Origin of the sequence: Kitasatospora sp. NPDC101183 (assembly GCF_044767945.1) — a bacterium.
Classification (GTDB): domain Bacteria; phylum Actinomycetota; class Actinomycetes; order Streptomycetales; family Streptomycetaceae; genus Kitasatospora.
On the sequence record NZ_JBIWOW010000016.1, the window covers coordinates 25,782 to 44,303 of the forward strand.

15 protein-coding genes and 1 other RNA gene are annotated in these 18,522 nt (G+C 71.5%); 8 read left to right on the plus strand and 8 right to left on the minus strand.

The features are described 5' to 3' along the window. Positions 1–2 precede the first annotated feature (2 nt). The gene (locus ACIRRS_RS23040; protein WP_402973679.1) at positions 3–452 is read right to left on the minus strand and encodes a DUF3995 domain-containing protein; all 450 of its coding nucleotides are present in this window, start codon (positions 450–452) and stop codon (positions 3–5) included. A gap of 118 nt (positions 453–570) precedes the next feature. Here ACIRRS_RS23040 and ACIRRS_RS23045 point away from each other — a divergent pair, with 118 nt between their 5' ends. The 5 genes from ACIRRS_RS23045 (at position 571) to rnpB (ending at position 4,740) form a co-directional block, all read left to right on the plus strand. Further along, positions 571–906 carry a hypothetical protein gene (locus ACIRRS_RS23045; RefSeq protein WP_402973682.1) on the plus strand — a complete coding sequence of 112 codons (336 nt, stop codon included), beginning with the start codon at positions 571–573 and terminating at the stop codon, positions 904–906. Beyond that, on the plus strand, positions 903–1,274 hold the full coding sequence (locus ACIRRS_RS23050) for a type II toxin-antitoxin system death-on-curing family toxin (RefSeq protein WP_402973685.1): 372 nt from the start codon (positions 903–905) through the stop codon (positions 1,272–1,274). Before ACIRRS_RS23045 ends, ACIRRS_RS23050 begins: the two co-directional genes overlap by 4 nt. Before the next feature lie 55 nt (positions 1,275–1,329). Further along, a complete protein-coding gene (locus tag ACIRRS_RS23055; RefSeq protein ID WP_402973687.1) occupies positions 1,330–2,787 on the plus strand; it encodes an RNB domain-containing ribonuclease in 1,458 nt (485 codons plus the stop codon). 27 nt (positions 2,788–2,814) lie between these two features. Beyond that, a complete protein-coding gene (locus tag ACIRRS_RS23060; protein WP_402973690.1) occupies positions 2,815–4,329 on the plus strand; it encodes a DHA2 family efflux MFS transporter permease subunit in 1,515 nt (504 codons plus the stop codon). Between the two features lie 13 nt (positions 4,330–4,342). Continuing rightward, positions 4,343–4,740: RNase P RNA component class A (rnpB, locus tag ACIRRS_RS23065), an RNA gene on the plus strand. A 230-nt stretch (positions 4,741–4,970) separates the two neighbouring features. Here rnpB and ACIRRS_RS23070 read toward each other — a convergent pair. From ACIRRS_RS23070 to ACIRRS_RS23085, 4 genes are all read right to left on the minus strand, one after another. Beyond that, the gene (locus tag ACIRRS_RS23070; RefSeq protein ID WP_402973693.1) at positions 4,971–5,300 is read right to left on the minus strand and encodes a hypothetical protein; all 330 of its coding nucleotides are present in this window, start codon (positions 5,298–5,300) and stop codon (positions 4,971–4,973) included. 32 nt (positions 5,301–5,332) lie between these two features. Next, on the minus strand, positions 5,333–13,915 hold the full coding sequence (locus tag ACIRRS_RS23075) for a ricin-type beta-trefoil lectin domain protein (RefSeq protein WP_402973696.1): 8,583 nt from the start codon (positions 13,913–13,915) through the stop codon (positions 5,333–5,335). 315 nt (positions 13,916–14,230) lie between these two features. After that, positions 14,231–14,488 (minus strand): hypothetical protein, encoded by a 258-nt coding sequence (locus ACIRRS_RS23080; protein WP_031075430.1) that lies wholly within the window; start codon positions 14,486–14,488, stop codon positions 14,231–14,233. Positions 14,489–14,558: 70 nt separating this feature from the next. Next, on the minus strand, positions 14,559–14,957 hold the full coding sequence (locus tag ACIRRS_RS23085; protein WP_402973699.1) for an ACT domain-containing protein: 399 nt from the start codon (positions 14,955–14,957) through the stop codon (positions 14,559–14,561). 144 nt (positions 14,958–15,101) lie between these two features. Here ACIRRS_RS23085 and ACIRRS_RS23090 point away from each other — a divergent pair, with 144 nt between their 5' ends. Next, positions 15,102–15,725 carry a PadR family transcriptional regulator gene (locus ACIRRS_RS23090; RefSeq protein WP_402973702.1) on the plus strand — a complete coding sequence of 208 codons (624 nt, stop codon included), beginning with the start codon at positions 15,102–15,104 and terminating at the stop codon, positions 15,723–15,725. Positions 15,726–15,764: 39 nt separating this feature from the next. On the opposite strand, the gene ACIRRS_RS23095 is transcribed toward ACIRRS_RS23090, so the two are convergent. Both ACIRRS_RS23095 and ACIRRS_RS23100 read right to left on the minus strand, forming a co-directional pair. After that, the gene (locus ACIRRS_RS23095) at positions 15,765–15,959 is read right to left on the minus strand and encodes a hypothetical protein (protein ID WP_402973705.1); all 195 of its coding nucleotides are present in this window, start codon (positions 15,957–15,959) and stop codon (positions 15,765–15,767) included. Positions 15,960–16,021: 62 nt separating this feature from the next. Beyond that, a complete protein-coding gene (locus tag ACIRRS_RS23100; RefSeq protein WP_063763298.1) occupies positions 16,022–16,231 on the minus strand; it encodes a hypothetical protein in 210 nt (69 codons plus the stop codon). Positions 16,232–16,646: 415 nt separating this feature from the next. Between ACIRRS_RS23100 and ACIRRS_RS23105 the strand changes: the two genes are divergently transcribed. After that, positions 16,647–17,339, plus strand: coding sequence for a bifunctional DNA primase/polymerase (locus ACIRRS_RS23105; protein WP_402973708.1), 693 nt, complete (start codon positions 16,647–16,649; stop codon positions 17,337–17,339). Positions 17,340–17,357: 18 nt separating this feature from the next. Here the strand turns inward: ACIRRS_RS23105 and map are convergent, their stop codons facing one another. Next, a complete protein-coding gene (gene map / locus ACIRRS_RS23110) occupies positions 17,358–18,203 on the minus strand; it encodes a type I methionyl aminopeptidase (protein ID WP_402973711.1) in 846 nt (281 codons plus the stop codon). A 94-nt stretch (positions 18,204–18,297) separates the two neighbouring features. Here map and ACIRRS_RS23115 point away from each other — a divergent pair, with 94 nt between their 5' ends. Further along, positions 18,298–18,519, plus strand: coding sequence for a hypothetical protein (locus ACIRRS_RS23115; RefSeq protein WP_402973714.1), 222 nt, complete (start codon positions 18,298–18,300; stop codon positions 18,517–18,519). Positions 18,520–18,522 lie beyond the last annotated feature (3 nt).

Sequence of the window (18,522 nt, forward strand, 5' to 3'; positions counted from 1 at the left end):
CCTCAACACTTCGTGGCAGCGGAACCCCGCCACCCTACTGCCGCCGCGCCGGCCCCCAGCGCCAGGCAGAGGGGCGAGTAGTAGCGCCGGTCCAGCCGCCGGAACCGCTCCGAGCGCTCCAGCGCCGTCCCGAACAGGGCGAGCCCGCCGACCCCGCGCGCCAGCATCACCGCCGAGACCGTCCGCACCCCGGCCCGCCGCAGCCGCGCCGGCCCCACGGCGGGCACCGCCCCGGCCTGGGCCGCCACCAGGTACGAGGCCGCGCCCAGCAGCCCCGCCACCCCCAGGCAGGCCGCCGCCGGAGGCAACCCCTCGCCCGCCCCCACCACGACGTCCGCGAACTCCTCCGGCGTCCGCAGCGGCCACGGCGTCACCGCCCACACCGCGTGCAGCGCCCCCACCCCGGCCATCGTCCCCGCCACCGCGACCCCGGTCGCCTTCACCACGTCCATCGCCCGAACCCCCTTCGCGTCCTCGTGCACCCACCGTACGAGCCCTTACGCCCCGGTGAATCCGCTGGTCCCGCCGCACCCTCCGCCACTACCGTGACCTGCGAGGAGAGTGAACGAGATGACCCTGAACCCCCTGAACCTGGTCCCCGGAGACGACGACGCCGTGGAGGAGTCCCTGTCCGTGCGGCTGCCCGCCGGCCTGCCCGCCGAGACGCGGCAGGCGCTGGAGTTCGCCGTGCGCGCCGCCGCCGAGGCCGTGATGGCCGGCCGGGTGCGGGTGACGGAGGCCCCGGCCGGGTCGGACACCGCCGAGCTGGCGTTCGAGGTCCGCCGGTCCGAGGTCCCGGACGCGCTCACGGAGGGAGGGCCGAGCAAGGCAGAGCGCCGGGCCGCCATGGTGGCCCGCATCCGCGAGGCCAACGCCGAGACGCTGGAGAGGCTCAAGGACCTGTGACCGAGTACCTGGACCTGGAGGACGTCACCTACCTGGCCGGCGGCCCGCAGACCGTCCGCGACCTCGGCGGCCTGCTCTCCGCGATCGCCCGTCCTCAGGCGACGGTCTTCGGCGCCGACGCCTACCCCGACCTGTGGACCAAGGCCGCCGCCCTCGGCCAGAGCCTCGCCCGCAACCACCCCCTCGTCGACCGCAACAAGCGCACCGCCTTCGAGGCGATGCTCCTGTTCCTGGACTACAACGGGGAGCCGTACACCGACCCGCGGCCGGACGAGGCCGTGGCGTACGTGCTGCGCCTGGCCACCGGCGGGTACGACGACGCCCTCGCACTCGCCGCGAAGGACCTCAAGGCCCTCCTGGGGCGCTGAAACCCCGCGCCGAGCCTCCGCCCGGAATCACCCGATTCGCCCTACGCTGGCGTGCATGCCTCGCCGAAAACTGCGCGTCAAGGCCGCCGACTCCGCCCGGATCAACACCGAGCTCACCGAGCTCCGCACCCGCCTCGAGATCCACACCGAGTGGCCCGAGGCGGTGCTGGCCGAGGCGGAGGAGGCGGCCGAGCGGCCCCGGACGCCCGAGCTGGACGCCACCGACCTGCCGCTGTTCACCGTCGACCCGCCCGGCTCGCGCGACCTCGACCAGGCCATGCACCTCACCCACCGCCCCGGCGGCGGCTACCGGGTGCACTACGCCATCGCCGACGTCGCCGCCTTCGTCCACCCCGGCGGCGCCGTCGACACCGAGGCCCGCCGCCGCGTCGAGACCCTCTACTTCCCCGACCACCGCGTCCCCCTGCACCCCGCCCGCATCTCCGAGGACGCCGCCAGCCTGCTGCCCGGCGAGCCCCGCCCCGCCCTGCTCTGGCAGCTCGACCTGGACGCGGACGGCGCCCTCGTCCTCGCCGACCTGCGCCGCGCCATGGTCCGCTCCCACCGCCGTCTCGACTACGCCGCCGTCCAGCGCGCCGTCGACCTCGGCGGCGCCGACGAGCAACTCGCCCTCCTCGCCACCGTCGGCCGCCTGCGCGAGCAGCAGGAGCGCGAACGCGGCGGCGTGAGCCTGCCCGTGCCGGAACAGGAGGTCGAGGAGACCCTGCACGGCTACGTCCTCGGCTACCGCGCCCCCGTCCCGGCGGACGGCTGGAACGCCCAGATCTCCCTGCTCACCGGCATGGCCGCCGCCGAGATGATGCTGGACGCGGGCATCGGCCTGCTGCGCACCCTGCCCGCCGCGCCCGCCTCCGCGTACGAGCGGCTGCGCCTGATCGCCGCCGCCCTGGACGTCGACTGGCCGCAGGCGCTCCCGTACCCCGAGCTGATCCGCTCCCTCGACCCGGACGCCCCGCTGGACGCCGCCTTCCTCAACGCCTGCACCGGGCTGCTGCGCGGCGCCGGCTACCACGCCTTCGACGAGGCCCGCGGCCTGCCCGCCCCGGCTGACCCGGGCCACGCCGCGATCGCCGCGCCGTACGCGCACTGCACCGCCCCGCTGCGCCGGCTCGGCGACCGCTTCGCCCAGGAGGTGTGCGCGGCCGTCGCGGCGGGGGAGGAGGTGCCGGCCTGGGCGCGCGAGGCGCTGTCCGCCGTACCGGCGCTGATGGCGAGCGGGGACCGCCGGGCCGCCGAGGTCGAACGCGCCTGCGTGGACCTGGTGGAGGCGGAGCTGCTGGCCGGCCGGGAGGGCGAGTCGTTCCCGGCGGTGGTCGTCGACGTGGACGGCAGGCGGCCCGGCACCGGCACCGTCCAGCTGCGCGAACCCGCCGTCAGGGCCCGCTGCGACGCCTCGCCCACGGGCGCCCCGCTGCCGCTCGGCCGGGTCGTCGACGTCCGGCTGACCGCGGCGGACCCGGCCACCCGTACGGTCCGCTTCGCCGCCGTCTGAGCCGAACGGGGGTGGGAGGATCGGCCTGTGCCCGAAGCCCTCACCCCCCGAGCCCGCACCCCCGAAGCCCCCACGCCCGGGACCGGTTCGCGCCGGCGGTTCCTCGTCCTCGCGATCTGCTGCCTGAGCCTGTTCATCGTCGGCCTCGACAACACCGTGGTGAACATCGCCCTGCCCGCCATCCAGCGGGACCTGGACGCCCCCGCCTCCGGCCTGCAGTGGATCATCGACGCCTACACCCTCGTCCTGGCCTCGCTGCTGATGCTGTTCGGCTCGGTGGCCGACCGCGTCGGCCGCCGCCGGGTGTTCCTGACCGGCCTGGCCTGCTTCGCGCTCGGCTCCCTGCTGTGCAGCCTGGCGCCGAGCCTGGAGTGGCTGGTGGCCTTCCGCGCGGTGCAGGCGATCGGCGGCTCGATGCTCAACCCGGTGGCGATGTCGATCATCACCAACACCTTCACCGACCCGAGGGAGCGGGCCCGGGCGATCGGCGTCTGGGGCGGGGTGGTCGGCATCTCGATGGCGCTCGGCCCGCTGGTCGGCGGCTTCCTGGTGGACGGCGCCGGTTGGCCGTCCATCTTCCTGATCAACGTTCCGGTCGCCCTGCTGGCCGTCGCGCTGACCATCCGCTACGTCCCCGAGTCCCGCGCGCCCCGCCCGCGCCGCCTCGACCCGGTCGGGCAGTTGCTCATGGTCGTGCTGCTCGGCTGCGGCACCGCCGCGATCATCGAGGGCCCCGGCAACGGCTGGACCTCCCCGCTGATCCTCACCCTCGCCTCGGTGGCCGTCGCCGCGCTGATCGCCTTCCCCCTGTGGGAGCGGCGGGTCGCCGAACCGCTGGTCGACCCCCGGTTCTTCGCCAGCGCCCCGTTCACCGGCGCCACCGTCACCGCGGTCTGCGCCTTCGCGGGGCTCGGCGGCTTCCTCTTCCTCAACACCCTCTACCTCCAGGACGTCCGCCGCTACAGCCCCGTCGAGGCGGGCCTGTGGACGCTGCCGATGGCGCTGATGATGCTGGTCTGCGCGCCGCTGTCCGGACGGATCGTCGGCGGCCGAGGCCCGCGCCTGCCCCTGGTCGCCGCCGGGATCGGCCTCGCCGCGAGCGGCCTGCTGCTCACCCGGCTGACCGCCGACTCCCCGGCGGCGCTGCTGCTGGCCGCGTACGCGCTGTTCGGCTTCGGCTTCGGCATGGTCAACGCGCCGATCACCAACGCCGCCGTCTCCGGCATGCCCCGCGCCCAGGCCGGGGTGGCCGCCGCCGTCGCCTCCACCAGCCGCCAGGTCGGGCAGTCCCTGGGCGTGGCCGTGATCGGCACCGTCGTCACCTCCGCCGTCGTCGGCCCGATGGCGACGGGCTTCGCCCCGGCCAGCCACGCCGGCTGGTGGATCCTCGTCGGCCTCGGCGCCGCCGTCCTCGCCCTCGGCCTCCTCACCACCACCCCCTGGGCCACCGCCACCGCCACCCGCGTCGCCGCCCGCCTCGGCGCCGAGCCCCCCACCGACCGCCCCGGCGTACGGCAGGCCCCGCCCGAGCGGCTACGATGACCACTACGGCGGAAGAGCCGGCCGGGCGGTCGCGACGGGTCCCAGACCCGCCGAGGAACGTCCGGGCTCCACAGAGCAGGGTGGTGGGTAACGCCCACCCGGGGTGACCCGCGGGACAGTGCCACAGAAAACAGACCGCCCACCGCTTCGGCGCGTGGGTAAGGGTGAAACGGTGGTGTAAGAGACCACCAGCGACCGGGGTGACCCGGCCGGCTAGGTAAACCCCACCTGGAGCAAGGTCAAGATCGGTGCCCTCGGGCACCGTGCGCGGATGTTTGAGGGCTGCTCGCCCGAATTCGCGGGTAGACCGCACGAGGCTGTCGGCAACGGCAGCCCTAGATGGATGACCGTCTCCCGGGGCCGCGCAAGCAACCCCGGCGACAGAACCCGGCGTACAGGCCGACTCTTCCGCCCCCGAACGATCGAAGGCCCCCGGCCCGCGCATGACGCGCGGGCCGGGGGCCTTTCGTCGTTCCGGGCCTCGTTCTACGCCGGGTGGGCACCGATGGCGTCGCGGATCTGGGTGCCGAGGCCGCCGTCCGCGGCGACCCCAGGAGCAGGTCCATCGGCAGGCCCCCTCGGTCACGGAAGCGAAAGGCGGCACCACCCGGGGGTGGTGCCGCCTTCCTCGGTCGCATTGCCTATTCGGTCAGCTGGTCGACGAGCTGCCAGGCGAGCCGGGTTCCGGCTGCTTCGAATCCCTGACGGAGATTGTCCAGCGCTGTGTGGATCTCCTGCCAGGACTGCTCGTCGTCGGGGGAGCAATCCAGGTAGTACGTCGAACGCTCGATGCCCGGCTGCCAGGTGGCATCGCCCTTGAGGTCGACCGTCGTGCCGATCTCGATCTCCCAGCCGTCAGCGAAGACGATGAACGGGTTGTGGTTGAAGGCGCCCAGGGAATCAGCCGTGATCTGGGGCACCTGCTCCTCGTCGATCTCGCCGACGATGAGAGCTCGGATGAAGAGCCTCACTTGCTTCCCTTCAATTGAATCGTCTGGTCTCGTCAGCGGCCGTTCTTCCGCTTTTTGATGACACGGGATATTTTCGACATAAAGGTCGCCTGCTTCCTCGAGCATGCTGTGCAGTGCGGGAGCAGGAGGGTGGGGAGGTTTCCTCCCGCGCGCTCGTTCACGGAGACTGCGGGAATGTGGTCGGGAATAAAACTCCCCTTCTTGGTGAGATTGGTCTTGTTGCCACACGCATGGCAACCGTACTTCCGGCCGATCATGTCGATCTTCGCGTGGATCGAGTCGAACGAACGGGACACGCCCCTGGGCCACACCACCCCGAAGCGGGCATGCGGCCCCGGCCCGGCCATGCCTGAACGGGAGGTCGGCTGAACACGAACGATCGGACAGGTGTCGCTCGTGTTGTGGACCAGGACGTCGTCGGACCCGGTGGCCACGAAGTACGTGTGAGCGTTGCCGACGTTCAGGTTGTAAACGATCTGCGCGTCGAGCACACCCTCGTCGTGAATCCAGGCAACCGTGCTGAGCGTGCCGTTGGGTCCCTGCAGGTGGTCGCCGGCCTTGACGTCTGCGGCGTTCACCCATCCGCGACCATCGACGTAGACCGGGTGGTAGGACGTGGCCCGGATCCCCGGCGAAGCCGGATCGGTGTCCGTACCGATTTCGACGATGTGCTTCGGAGCGAAACTGGTGTGGACCGCGAGGACCGGCTGCGACTTGGTTTCACCGGTTTCCGGATCTGCCGCCGCGACGTAGTCGCCGACCTGGATCTCACTGATCGGCAGATACCTGCCGTCGGCCATCAGGACCGGCGTTTCCGGTTCGAACGAGTTGCAGCCCGTTCGGCGGAAGATCTTTCGCGAGACCGAGGCCGCCCGGTCCACCCGGGACGCGGCCCGTGTGGATTTCGCGGCCGTCGCCGCAGCCCTGACGACGGGACCGGCACCGACGGTCGCAGCGACCGCCGTGACGGCCATCTCCGCGGCCTTCTCCCAGTTGCCGGTGGCCGCGTACGAGACCGAGGAGACGGCGGCCGCGGCAGCGCCGATGGGACCGGGGATGTAGGAGGCGACTTCGGCGACCTTGGCGACGACCTCGACCGTTTTCTTCAGCCACTTGGGCATTCCCCAGTTGCCGTCGAGGTCGGTGCAGTTGACGGGGTCGCCGGTGCAGTAGTCGTACGGGCCGGCGTTGCCGCCGGGGACGGGGTCGATCTGGAGGAAGCGGCCGAGTGCGGGGCTGTAGAGGCGGGCACCCATGAGGATGTCGCCGTCCTGGGCCTCCGCCGAGCGCTCCTTGCCACCGAGCCAGCCGAAGCGGACGTTCGCCTGGCCGTCCTGGGGGATGCCGAACTCGTCGAAGTCCAGCACGACCGGCTTGTTGAGCGCGGTGTCGGTGGTGATGATCACCGAGCCGAACAGGTTGGTGAGCTGGAGCTGGACGTCACCGGTCTTGCTGGTGGTGGCGGCCAGGCCGGCGTCCGGGCCCGAGATGTTGCGGGTCAGGTTGCCCTGGGTGGTGTCTTCGACGGTCCAGCGGGCCACGTCGGAATCGTCGCCGTAGTGGTTGAGCTTCGACGTCGCGTTGGCCCAGCTGCCGTCGGCCTGCTTCTTGGCAGTGGTGAACGCGGTCAGGCGGTGGGCGGCGTCGACGGCCCACTCCTGCTTGGTGTCTCCCTTCTCCTGGGCGGCGACCTTGTCGTTCGCCCAGTACGTGTTGGTCGAGCCGGTGGCGGTCTTGACCGTGCGCCCGAAGGCGTCGTACACGAAGCCGGCGTCAGTGAGGCGGTCGGCGCTGTCGTAGGTGTGGTTCTCCGCCGTGGCACCGGCGGTGCTGCACTTGCCGTCCGCGCCGCTCCGGGAGGTCTGCTTGGAGAGGCGGTTGGAGTGCGAGTCGAAGGCGTACTGACGGGTGACGCAGCCGGCGGCGGCCGTGGTCTGCTCGGCCTTCACCAGCCGGCCGAGCCGGTCGTACTGGTAGGAGCGGGTGGCGGTGGAGCTGGTGTCGTTGGCCACCTGGCCCTGGGTGGACATGTCGGTGGTCTGCGCCCAGATCACCGTGTTGTCGGAACTACGGGTGTAGCTACGGCCAGTGGCCTCGCCGACCGCGTTGTAGGTGTCCTTGCGGACGATCCCGCCCGGGTAGGACTGCTCGACGAGCTGACCGCTCGGGCCGTACTTCGCGGTGAACTCGCCGGCCACGCTGTCGCTGACGGAGGTGACCAGTCCGCGCGGCTCCTTGGCGCGGTCGTACCCGTACGTGGTGGACCCGGTCGGGTCGCTCACCTTCACCGGCTTGCCGAACCTGTCGAACTCCGTGGTGGTGGTGCCACCGTCGGCGTCCGTGTACGAGATCAGGCGGCCGAGCGCGTCGAGCACGCGGGTGAGCGACTTGCCGCCCGCAGAGGTCTTGACACTTTCACCGGTCGCCGGGTCGTACTCGGTGGTGACCTGCGGTAGCGGCTTGCCCTCGTCCGAGGTGATCTCGGTGGAGGTGATTCGGTCCGCGGCGTCGTAGGTGGTGACGGTCTTGCGGGACTTGCCCGCGTTGGTCTCGGTGACCTCCTCCGGGTCGTTGAACGCCGAGTAGCGGGTGACTCGCTTCACCGGGAGCGTCGTCGGCATCCGGGTCGAGTCCGCGCCGGTGACCGCGCCGCCCGGCATCGTGACGCAGGGCAGGCCCGCCCACTCCGGACGGTTGGCGCACAGGGCGTCGTCCGGGTTGGCCCCGGCCGTGTAGAAGACGGACTTGACGGTGCCGGCGTCGGCGCCGTTGGATCCCGGCTTGCGGGACTCCAGAGCGTGACCGAGAGCGTCGTACTTGACGGTGGTCGTGAGTTTGACGCCGAGGGCGTCGGTGGTGACCGACGTGGCCGTCTTCAGGGTCCAGCCGGAGGTACCGCCGAGCACCGGGTCGTAGCCACGCTTGGTGACGCGCAGTTCGACGTCGTCGGCGTAGCCGTCGATGCGGGCACCATCGGTGGCAGCGGTGACCAGGTGGTAGGCCTGGCCGTCGGGCTTGCCTTCGTCGTAGGTGTTGGTGTTGTGGTCTCGGGCCACGACCGAGGTGCCGGCCGGGAGGGTCGGGTTGACGGTCGTCTTGGTCAGGGTGACGGTGTCGATGCCGGTGTGGAAGCGCTCGCCGCCGCTGGCCGCGTTGGTGTCGACCACGGTGAGCTTGAGCTCGTGGTCGCCGCGCGCCAGGTGCACCGACTGGCCGACGGTGAACGGGGTGACCACCGGGGTGGCGCTGTAGGTGTCGATCCGTCGGCCGACGTCCTGGCCGTTGATCGCCCACTGGATGACGCCGTGGTCGCTGTTCTTGGTGAGTTGGCCGGAGAGCACGTAGTCGCCCTCTTCGGGGACGCCGAACCGCATGCTGTCGAAGGCGCCCACCGTCGTGCCGCGGACGCCCAGGTGGGCGCCGCCGGACCAGGTCAGGCCGCAGCAGTCGCTGTCGACCTGGACCTTGGTGTTGGTGCCCAGCTGCGGCAGTTTCTCGGCCTCGTAGGTCACGGCGACCGGGGCGGTCTGGCCCTTGACCTCTTCGGCGAGCGAGGCACGGTAGACCGGGCCGAGCGTCTCCGTCACGTCGAGCCCGTCGGCCGTGTAGGCCGTGCGGGTGTCAAGGAGGCGGGCTCTGGACGGGGAGTCCGTGGGCAGACTGAGCTCTGACGCGAATCGGTCGGCATCGGGGTGGGCGCCGAGCGCGATGGAGCGGTTGGTGGCCTCCAGGGTGCGAACGACGTGGCCGTACCGGTCGAACTCCGCGGTGGCGATGTCACCACCGGGGGTGATGGACGGGGTCGCGGTGTTGACCTCGTTGCCGGAGGCGTTGAGGTAGTGGACGGTGGCAGGCTGGTAGCCGTCCGGTCCCGGCCTGGCGACCGAGGCGGTGTTGACGGCGGGGACGTCCTCCGGGCCGAAGACCGCGGTGGCGTCCGTCGGCGCGTCGGTCTGCGCCCACTTCGCCACGTCTGCCCCGGACATGTCGTACGGGCCGCCGGCGGCACGTGTCATCGGCACGTCGTAGACCACGTTCGTGGCGTTCTCGCCGCTGACCTGGTCCTTGCTGCCGGGTGCGAGCGTGGCGCGGCGGACCTTGAGAAGGCGGCCCGGGTCCTGGTCGGACGCGGCCTTGCCGTAGTCGAAGTTCCACGGCAGCTCGCCGGCGCTACCGGTCCGGGTCAGCCGACCGGTCTCGTCGTAGGCGTAGGCGGTCTTCAGCGGGGTGGCCGGGCGCGGGTCCCAGACCTGCGACAGGCGGCCCTTGTCGTCGTACGCGTAGTGCGCGACCTCGACGGGCTCCTGCTTGGAGGTGGCCGGGTTCCACGACCAGACCTTGACCCCGCGGACACGGTCCAGGTAGTCACCCGGGGCCGCGGCGGTGGCGGTGGTCGCCTTGGCGTAGTCGTACTCCATCACCTCGCAGCCGCGCGGCAACGGGTCGACGGTGCAGCCGTTGACGTCGTCCACGCCCGGCTCGACGGCCGGGATGACGCGCTTGACCAGCGAGCGGCCGTCGGTGGTGTCGTACTGGTAGCGGGTGGTCGACGCGGCGTCCGGGCCGGTCTCGCTGACCACCTGGTAGATGCTGGAACCGGCCTGGCGGGCGAAGACGGTCTTCGAGCCGTCGAGCGCGGTCAGCTCGTAGGTGGTGCCGGCAGTCTGGATGTCCCATATCTGGTTGGGGCCGGCCCAGCAGACCCAGATCGAGGCGCCCTTGTCGGCGTCCAGGCACTTGCCCGAGTAGCGGTTCGTCACCATGCCATCGGTGCGCACCTCCCACTGCTGGTTGGTGCCGCCGTTGCAGGTCCACAGCGTCAGAGGGGTCGCGTTGTCGGCCGTGCCCCACGGGTTGTCCAGGCAGTAGCCGAGCAGCCGCAGGGTGAGGTCGTCGCCGCGGGTCCACTGCTGGTTGGCGGCGCCGGTGCACGGGGCGGGCTGCAGGCGCGCGCCGTTGCCGGTCGTGCCGTTCGGGGCCTCCAAGCACTGGCCCGTGGTGGACAGGACGATCGCACCCGACTTCGCCGGCACTGCCTTCAGTGCCATCGACTCGGCGCCGGGTTCCGGGAAGAAGCTGCTGTCCGCGCCCTTGGCGAAGGTGAGAGAGGATTCGTCGTTGCCCTTGATCTCGACCAGGTCGGACTGCGGGAACGACAGCGCGCGGAAATCCGCGTCAGGTCCGGCGTCGGGACCACCGGCCCACTGGGGGCCGAAGGGGGCGACGATCTCCTTCACGGACAGGTCGTCGAAGAAGACCTCCTTGCCCGCCGCGGAGAAGCCGTTGTACATGCGGAACCACGCCTGGGTGGCGTCCTTCGGCACCTCCATGTCTACCGTCAACTGCTGCCAGGCGTCCGTGTAGGAGGCCTTCGGCGAGAAGACGTGGACGTAGCCGTTCGGAGCGGACGGGACAGTGGAGACACCGACCAGCCGCAGGCCGTGGCGTTCGAGGTCCGGGTTCAGGCCGGTGGCGCCGGGGACGTAGATCCAGCCGGTCATCCGGTAGGTGCGTCCCGGCTTCATTCCCGAGCCGAAGGTGTACTCGGGACCCACGGCCACGTAGGAGTCGCCGCCCTTCGGCGTGACCAGGAGCGAATCGGTGGAGCTGTCGTGGCCGCGGGCAGTGGAGCGCGAGATGTCGGCCTGGCCGGGGGTGAAGCCGGCGGTGTCGGTGCCGATCTGGCGCTGGTTGACGGTCAGCCGCTCGCCCTGGGGCTGCCAGCCGCGGGCGAGGTCGCGCGAGGAGGTGGTGCGCTTGACCGACGTGCCGAACTCGTCGGCGTCGGTGACGTCGGTGGAGTAGTCACCGGTGAGCAGGTTGACCGAGCCGGGGCCGATGCCGGTGCTCGCCGCGCCGTCGGCGTTGCGGTCGACCCTCAGGGTGTTCCAGACGGTGGTGTAGCCGTTGCCGGAGCCGTCCTCGGGGAACAGTGCGGCGCGGACCTGGACGACGCCGCCGGTCTGGCCGAGGGTGTCGAGCACGTTCCAGTTGGCGTGCGGGCCGAGGTCCGCCAGGCGCGGCTTGTCCTCGGTGACGGCCGTGTTGTCGGCCTTGGTGAGGTTGGCGCGCGGGACGGTGTACTCGGTGGCGCCGGGGCCGCGGCGGTACTGGTAGACCACCCGCTTGAACTGGGCCTGCGCGTCGACCGAGAGCTTGACGCGCTTGGCGCTCTGGGTGCCGTTGACCGGCGAGCTCATGCCCGCCTGGCCGACCTGGAACACGTACGTCGCGGGCGGGGAGAGGTTCCCCGCACGGTCCTTGGACTGCACCGACAGGACGCGGCGGCCCTCGGTGGTCGGCGTGATCGACGTGGTCAGGGCGCCGGTCGCGTTGACCGTCACCGGGGTGCCGCCGTCCAGGGTGTAGACGTAGGCCGCGGTGTCGTCGGTGCCCGGCGCGGGCGAGAAGGTGAACGAGCCCGCCTGGTTGGCGGTGCCGTGCCACAGGCCGTCCGCGGGGTAGTCGGCCGAACTCACGAACGGCGTACCGGGCTTGACGGTGTCGGCGATGACGTTGGTGCCGACCCAGCCGGAGCGGGACTTGCCGTCGTCGAGCATGGCCCAGATCGAGTACTGCACGCCCTCGTCGAGCTTGGCGATGCCGTAGTCGGAGGGACGGACGGTCGCGATCGCGCCGTTCGGGGTGTCCCGGACGATGCTGCCGAGGTACGTGCCGCCGCGCCACAGGTCCAGGTAGACCTTGAGCGGGTCGCCGTCGGGGTCGGCCGCCTGCACCTGGAAGCGCGGGTTGGCGTCCGAGGTGTAGCGCGGGTTGCCCTGCTGGGAGGGGAGCACCTCGACGGTCGCCGGGGTGGCCGGGACGGTGTTGTAGGTGATCGAGATGAACGGCGGCCAGTAACCCTCGGCGGAGCTGAACCGCTTCCAGGACAGGCTGCTGGACTCGTCGGCGGCCTTCAGGGCGAAGGCGTAGTCGTTGTAGCCGAACCCGGCGAAGTGCCGGATCATCTCGGTGACGTCGGCCTTGGCCCAGAAGTTGCCGTTGGCGTCGTAGCAGTCGTGGCTGTCACCGTCGTTCGCCACGTCGTACGTGTCGTTCGAGGTGGCCCACTTCTTCTCCAGCGCGGGCTGGTTGCCCCAGCGGGTCCACCAGGCGGCGCCGCCCGCGTTCCAGACCTCCCACTGCTTCGGGGTGCAGGAGGAGGAGTGGTAGTTGGCGACGTTGAGGGTGGCACCGAGGATCTGCTTGCCGTTGAACGGGCCGCCCGGGACGGTCAGGAACGACCGGGCCACGACCTTGCCGTCGTAGCTGCCCAGCTTGAGGTCCGTCGACGCGGAGGCGTCGATGTTCTCGTTGGTCTGGACGTAGGTGTCGAACGTCGTGCCGACGTCCACCACCGGGTCGATGGTGACCGGGAACTGGGTCTTCGGGTCCGCCAGGAAGGCCGCGTCCGGGGTGAACACCAGCTCGGTGTCGGCGCCTTGGCCGCGCAGCTGCATCGTTACCGCGCCGCGGTTCAGGTGCTCCTGCGAGGCCTCGTCGACGGCGGCGTCCCACATGACGGGGGCCGGGATCCGGACGACGGTCTTCCCGTTCGCCTTGTCGAGCAGTTGGATCGAACCGTCCTGCTGCGGGGAGACGGTGAGACCGGTGGTGTCGAGCGGGATCGTCACGGTGCCGGTCTGGGCGACGGCGGCACGGTCCTTGACGATCAGGAACTGCTCGAAGCCGGTCCGGGTGGCCTCCAGCACCAGGTTGACGCCAGGGCGGGCGTCGACATAGGTGGCCTTGTTGCCGTCCAGCTTCGGCTTGGGCAGCTTGCCCAGCCAGCCGAACGTGACCTGCTGCTCACCGGAGCCGATCTTGACCAGTTCGCGCTCGGCGGGCTTCGGAGCCGCGGGCTGCTGCTCGGGCTGCTTCGGCTGGGCCGGCTTCGGGTCGGCGGCCGGGGCCACGGCGGCGCGGGCGCCGTTGCGGGAGGCCCGGCTCGGCTCGTCCGAGGCGGAGGCCCTGGCCGACGGAGACGTCGAAGCGGACGTCGACGGGGCAGGCGACGGCGAGGCAGTCGCCCCGGTCGTGGTGTTCGCTGACGGTGTGACAGTGGGCGTGGTCGCAGCGGCGGTGGGAGTGGCCGTCGGTTCTGCGCCCGGTGCTGCCGTCGTCGGCGCGGCGCTCGGCAGGCTGTCGCCGACCGTCACCCCGGCGTCGCCGCCCTCGAAGACGACCCTGCCCGGGTGCGCCTTCGGCGCGACCTTGCCGTCGGGCGTCTGCACCAGGGTGGTGTCGACGGGCACCCAGGCGTCGCCGACCTTCATCCGGATCGGCCCGGTCGACCGGTCCGAGGTCAGCGTGCCGTCGGGGTTCGCCCACAGCGTGGTGAACTCCGTACGGGCGCCGGTGACCTCGACGCGCCGCTTGTGCAGCCGGGCCGACAGCAGCGCTGACGCCTCATCGGCCGCTTCGTCAACCGGAGAAGCCGGGGGGATGGGCGGCGGTGCGGGCGCGGCGACCGCAGGGGCGGCCGTGATCGCGTCCACCGCTACCCCGGCCTGCACCAGCAGGCCGAGCGTCAGGAGCGCCGCTACAGGGCGCACCCGACGCATGGAGAAGGCCCCGCCGCCGAACGCGGACGAGGCCAGAGACCATCGTGACATCAAGACTCTCTCAAGAGATTCCCATTGATTTGAATAGGCTTAAAAAAGCCGAATGACAATCTCTCACTTGCTGGTGGGCGGTCTTGACCATTCCGAGTGACGATCTCGTAACGGATCTCCTGGCAGTGAAGGACAAATGGCCTGGTCGGCATGGCAGTCCTGACGTGCAAATCCCTTTGGTTGGGAGGTCGCCAGATGGGTCGGAAACTGCTGATGCCAAATCAGCTGACTCTTCCGCCCCTGAACGGTCGAAGGCCCCCTGGCCCGCGCTTCTCGCGCGGGCCAGGGGGCCTTTCCGCTTCCCAGGGGCTCGTGTTACGCCGGGTGGGCGCCGATGGCGTCGCGGATCTGGGTGCCGAGGCCGCCGTTGACGCGGGCGCAGTTGGCGCAGCAGAAGAACATGCCGGCGACTTCGACGCCGTGGCCGACGATGCGGACGTTGCAGTGTTCGCAGCGGGGGGCGAGCTTCTCCATGGCGCATTCGAAGCTGTCGAAGGTGTAGGTGTCGCCGGTGATGGTCTTGATCTCGAAGGCGAGCCAGTAGTCGTTGCCGCAGGTGACGCAGGTGGCCATCGGTGACGGGTCCCTTCCGGTGAGTGCCGCAGTTGGTCCCAGTGTCGGAGGGGGCGGGGCGGGCGGCCACTCAGGAGGGGCGGGCGGAGAGCTCCTCCAGGGCGCGGACGGCGCGGTCGGCGTCGTCGGCGTTGACGAAGAGGTGGTCGTGGTGGAAGCCGGCCACCACGTTGCAGCTGATTCCCTCCTCGGCGAGGCGGCCGGAGACGGCGGCGGTGAGGCCGACGGCCTCCAGGGCGGAGTGGATCTGCAGGGTGATCCAGGCGGCGACGTACTCGTAGCGCAGGCCCAGGGCGTCCGCCTCCTCCTGGGCGACCACGACGGTGACGCCCTCGGGTTCGGCGACGGTGACGACGGGGCGCATCCCGGCGGGCACCTTGGCGGGGAGCGTGCAGTAGACGTACCGCCCCGGGTTGAGCAGGGGGCGCATGCCGCGCAGGAGTTGTGCGAGGTCTCGTTCACCGGTCATGGAGGCCACCGTAGCGGTCGGGAGGGTCGGCCGCGCTGTTGACGACCGATACTCACCGATATATCGTCGAACTATCGAGACAGTGACTCGACTGTTTCGCTGAACAAACCGGACAACCAGGAGGTGGGCGCCATGCGCTCAGGAATGCGATTTCGCGGAGAGGGCCCGCGCGGCGGCGGCGACTGGCGTCGCGGCCCGGGCCCCGGGGAGGAGTTCGACGGGCGGGAGGCCTTCGGCGGGTTCGGTCCGCCGCCCGGCGGGCCGTTCGGGCGCGGCTTCGGCGGGCGCGGCGGCGGGCGCGGGGGGCCGCACGGGCGGCGTGGCGGCCGGGCGCGGCGCGGGGACGTGCGCGCCTCGCTGCTGGCGCTGCTCAAGGAGCGGCCGATGCACGGCTACGAGATGATCGCCGAGATCGCCGAGCGGACCGGCGGGGCCTGGCGGCCCAGCCCCGGGTCGATCTACCCGAACCTCCAACTGCTGGAGGAGGAGGGCCTGATCACCTCGGAGACGGTCGGCGGCAAGCGGCTGGTCTCGCTCACCGAGGCGGGCCGGACCGAGGCCGAGGCCGGACCGCAGGAGCCGTGGGCCGAGGCCGGCCGGGACATCGACTGGGAGTCCGTCCGTGACACCGGCAGGACGCTGGGCTCCGTGCACGAGGCGATCCGTCAGGTCATGGACACCGGCACCGAGGCGCAGCGCGCCAAGGGGCTGGCGGTGCTGATCGAGGCCCGCAAGAAGCTGTACCTGATCCTCGCCGAGGATGACTGACCGACAGCGGGGGGACCGGCGGCTGCTGCTGCCGGCGCGTCAGCGGACGACGAACAGTGCCGCGCACGCCAGCAGCAGCACCGCCCACGCGAACCAGAGCCGGCCGTCGGGCCCGATGACGACGCTGTAGACGGAGACCAGGAGGAGCAGCCCCGCGGTCGCGCCCGCGACCTGCCGGTTGTGGTGGGCCATCGCCTCGGAGCGGGTCCGGTGGTGTCCGTGTGCTCTCGCCATGCCGTGACCTCCCGCAGTCCCGGGGAACTCCCGCAGTCTCGGGGACGGTGGAGGGGGCCGGGTCAGCCGGAGGCGGCCTCGTCGTACTCGTAGCGCCAGAACCAGCTCAGGCCCCGCACCTGCTTGCTGCGGACGTACACCAGTGTGCGCTCGGGGGAGTCGCCGTGCGCGGGGACGGGGACCTTGTACTTCTTGGGCACACCGAGCATCGGGCCCAGGGGGATCGGCAGGACCTTCCCGTCCAGGGGGCCGCCCACGAATTCGGTGTCCACGCTCTTCACCACTCCAGGGTCTCATCCCGCAGGTGGAGCGAAGGCCGCGTGCGGCCCGGGGGTGGGAAGTGTGACCGGAGAGGCACCGCCCCCGGTCATCCGGAGGCCCCGCGCACCCTTATCCTTCCTGTTACGCCCCCGGGGTCCACCCCGGGTCAGCGGGCCCGTACGGGCCGGGCGGGGCGCGCGTCGGCGCGCCCTCCGGCCGTCACCGGCGCGGACAGCGTGCTGCCGCGACAGGCGTACCGAGACCTGGGCGTCGGCCGTCCGGTGACCCCGGGCCGCGGCCGGCGGGGCGCGGACAGCAGGGCCGAGCACCGCCCCGGGAAGCACTGGCGGGTGCCGTGCGTTGCGTCCCAGTGGTACGTCGGACGCCGTGTCGCACCGGGCACGGCAGTTGCGCGGAAGGGGCCCGATGGAATCCGGCAGCAGGTGGACGGCCTGGTGGCAGAAGCGTGAGCGTCAGCGGACCGGAGCCGCGGACGGCCCGGCCGCCCGGATGGACGAACTGCTCGCCGCGCTGCGCGCCGGCTTCCCGATCGCCCCCGCCGCCCACCCGGCCGGCTACCGGTGCTCCTGCGACCGCGTGGCCTGTCCGGCCCCGGCCCGGCACCCGGTCTCCTTCGCCTGGCAGACGCAGGCCACCACCGATCCCGAGCAGCTGTCCCGCTGGCTCTCCCGCGACCCGGAGGCCAACTTCGTCACGGCCACCGGCCGGGTGCACGACGTGCTGGACGTCCCGGCGGAGGCCGGACGGCTGGCGCTGGAGCGGCTGACGGCGCTGGGCGTCGAGGGCCCGGTCGCCGCGGTCGGCGAGGACCGGTACCTGTTCTTCACCGCCACCCGCACCCCGCAGGACGAGGACGAGTGGTGGGACAGCGCGCTGGACTCCACCCCCGACACCGACTCCGAGCACCCCGGCATGCGCTGGCACTGCCGCGGCTCGTACACCCTGCTGCCCCCGGCCGCCCTCCCGGACGGCTCCCAGGTGCGGTGGCTGCGCGGGCCCGACCTGCCGCTGCCGGACCCGCTGCGGGTGCTGGACGTGCTGACCGACGCCTGCACCGAGGTGGGCGCCGTCGCCGAGGAGCAGTGGATCATCGGCTGACGACGCCCGTCGAGGGGGTCACGGCAGGGTGAGGACCTCCGCGCCGTCCGCCGTGACCACCAGGGTGTGCTCGAACTGGGCCGTGCGCTTGCGGTCCTTGGTGACGACCGTCCAGCCGTCCGCCCAGATCTCGTAGTCGTACGTGCCCAGGGTGAGCATCGGCTCGATGGTGAAGGTCATGCCCGGCTTGATGACCTCGGTGGCCCGCTCGCTGTCGTAGTGCGGGATGATCAGGCCGGAGTGGAACGACGTGTTGATGCCGTGCCCGGTGAAGTCCCGTACGACGCCGTAGTCGAAGCGCTTGGCGTAGGACTCGATCACCCGGCCGATGACGTTGATCTGACGGCCCGGCTTGACGGCCCTGATCGCCCGGTCGAGGGACTCCCGGGTGCGCTCGACGAGCAGGCGCGACTCCTCGTCCACGTCACCCACCAGGTAGGTGGCGTTGAGGTCGCCGTGCACCCCGTGGATGAACGCGGTGGCGTCGATGTTGACGATGTCGCCGTCCTGCAGCACGGTCGAGTCCGGGATGCCGTGGCAGATGACCTCGTTGATCGAGGTGCAGACGGACTTGGGGAAGCCCCGGTAGCCGAGGTCCGACGGGTACGCGCCGTGGTCGCACATGTACGCGTGGGCGACGGCGTCCAGCTCGTCCGTGGTGACACCGGGGGCGATCAGCTTGGCCGCCTCCTCCATCGCCCGGGCCGCGATCCCGCCCGCGATCCGCATCTTCTCGATCGTCTCGGCGGTCTGCACCTCGGGCCCGGTGTACGGCGTCGGCGCGGGCCTGCCGACGTACTCGGGGCGCGCGATGTGCGCCGGGACCTTGCGGGTGGGGGACTGGATGCCGGGTACGAGAGCCATGGCGGCGAGTCTAGGGCCCCCGCAGCGGTGTGCGGAGCGGCCCGCCCCGGGGAATGATCGGTACCGACCCCTACGCAACGGACGGGAGCACACCATGCCCCTCTTCAACCGCAAACCGGCCGGCAACCCCGGCGAGTGGTTCTACTGCATCAAGCACAACAAGGTCGAAGAGGGCCCCGAGTGCCCCGCCAAGGACCGCCTCGGCCCCTACGCCACCCCCGAGGAGGCCTCCCACGCCCTGGAGACGGCCGCCGCCCGCAACGAACAGTGGCGCGAGGACCCGCGCTGGAACGACGGGGAACAGCCCAGGCCCTGAGGC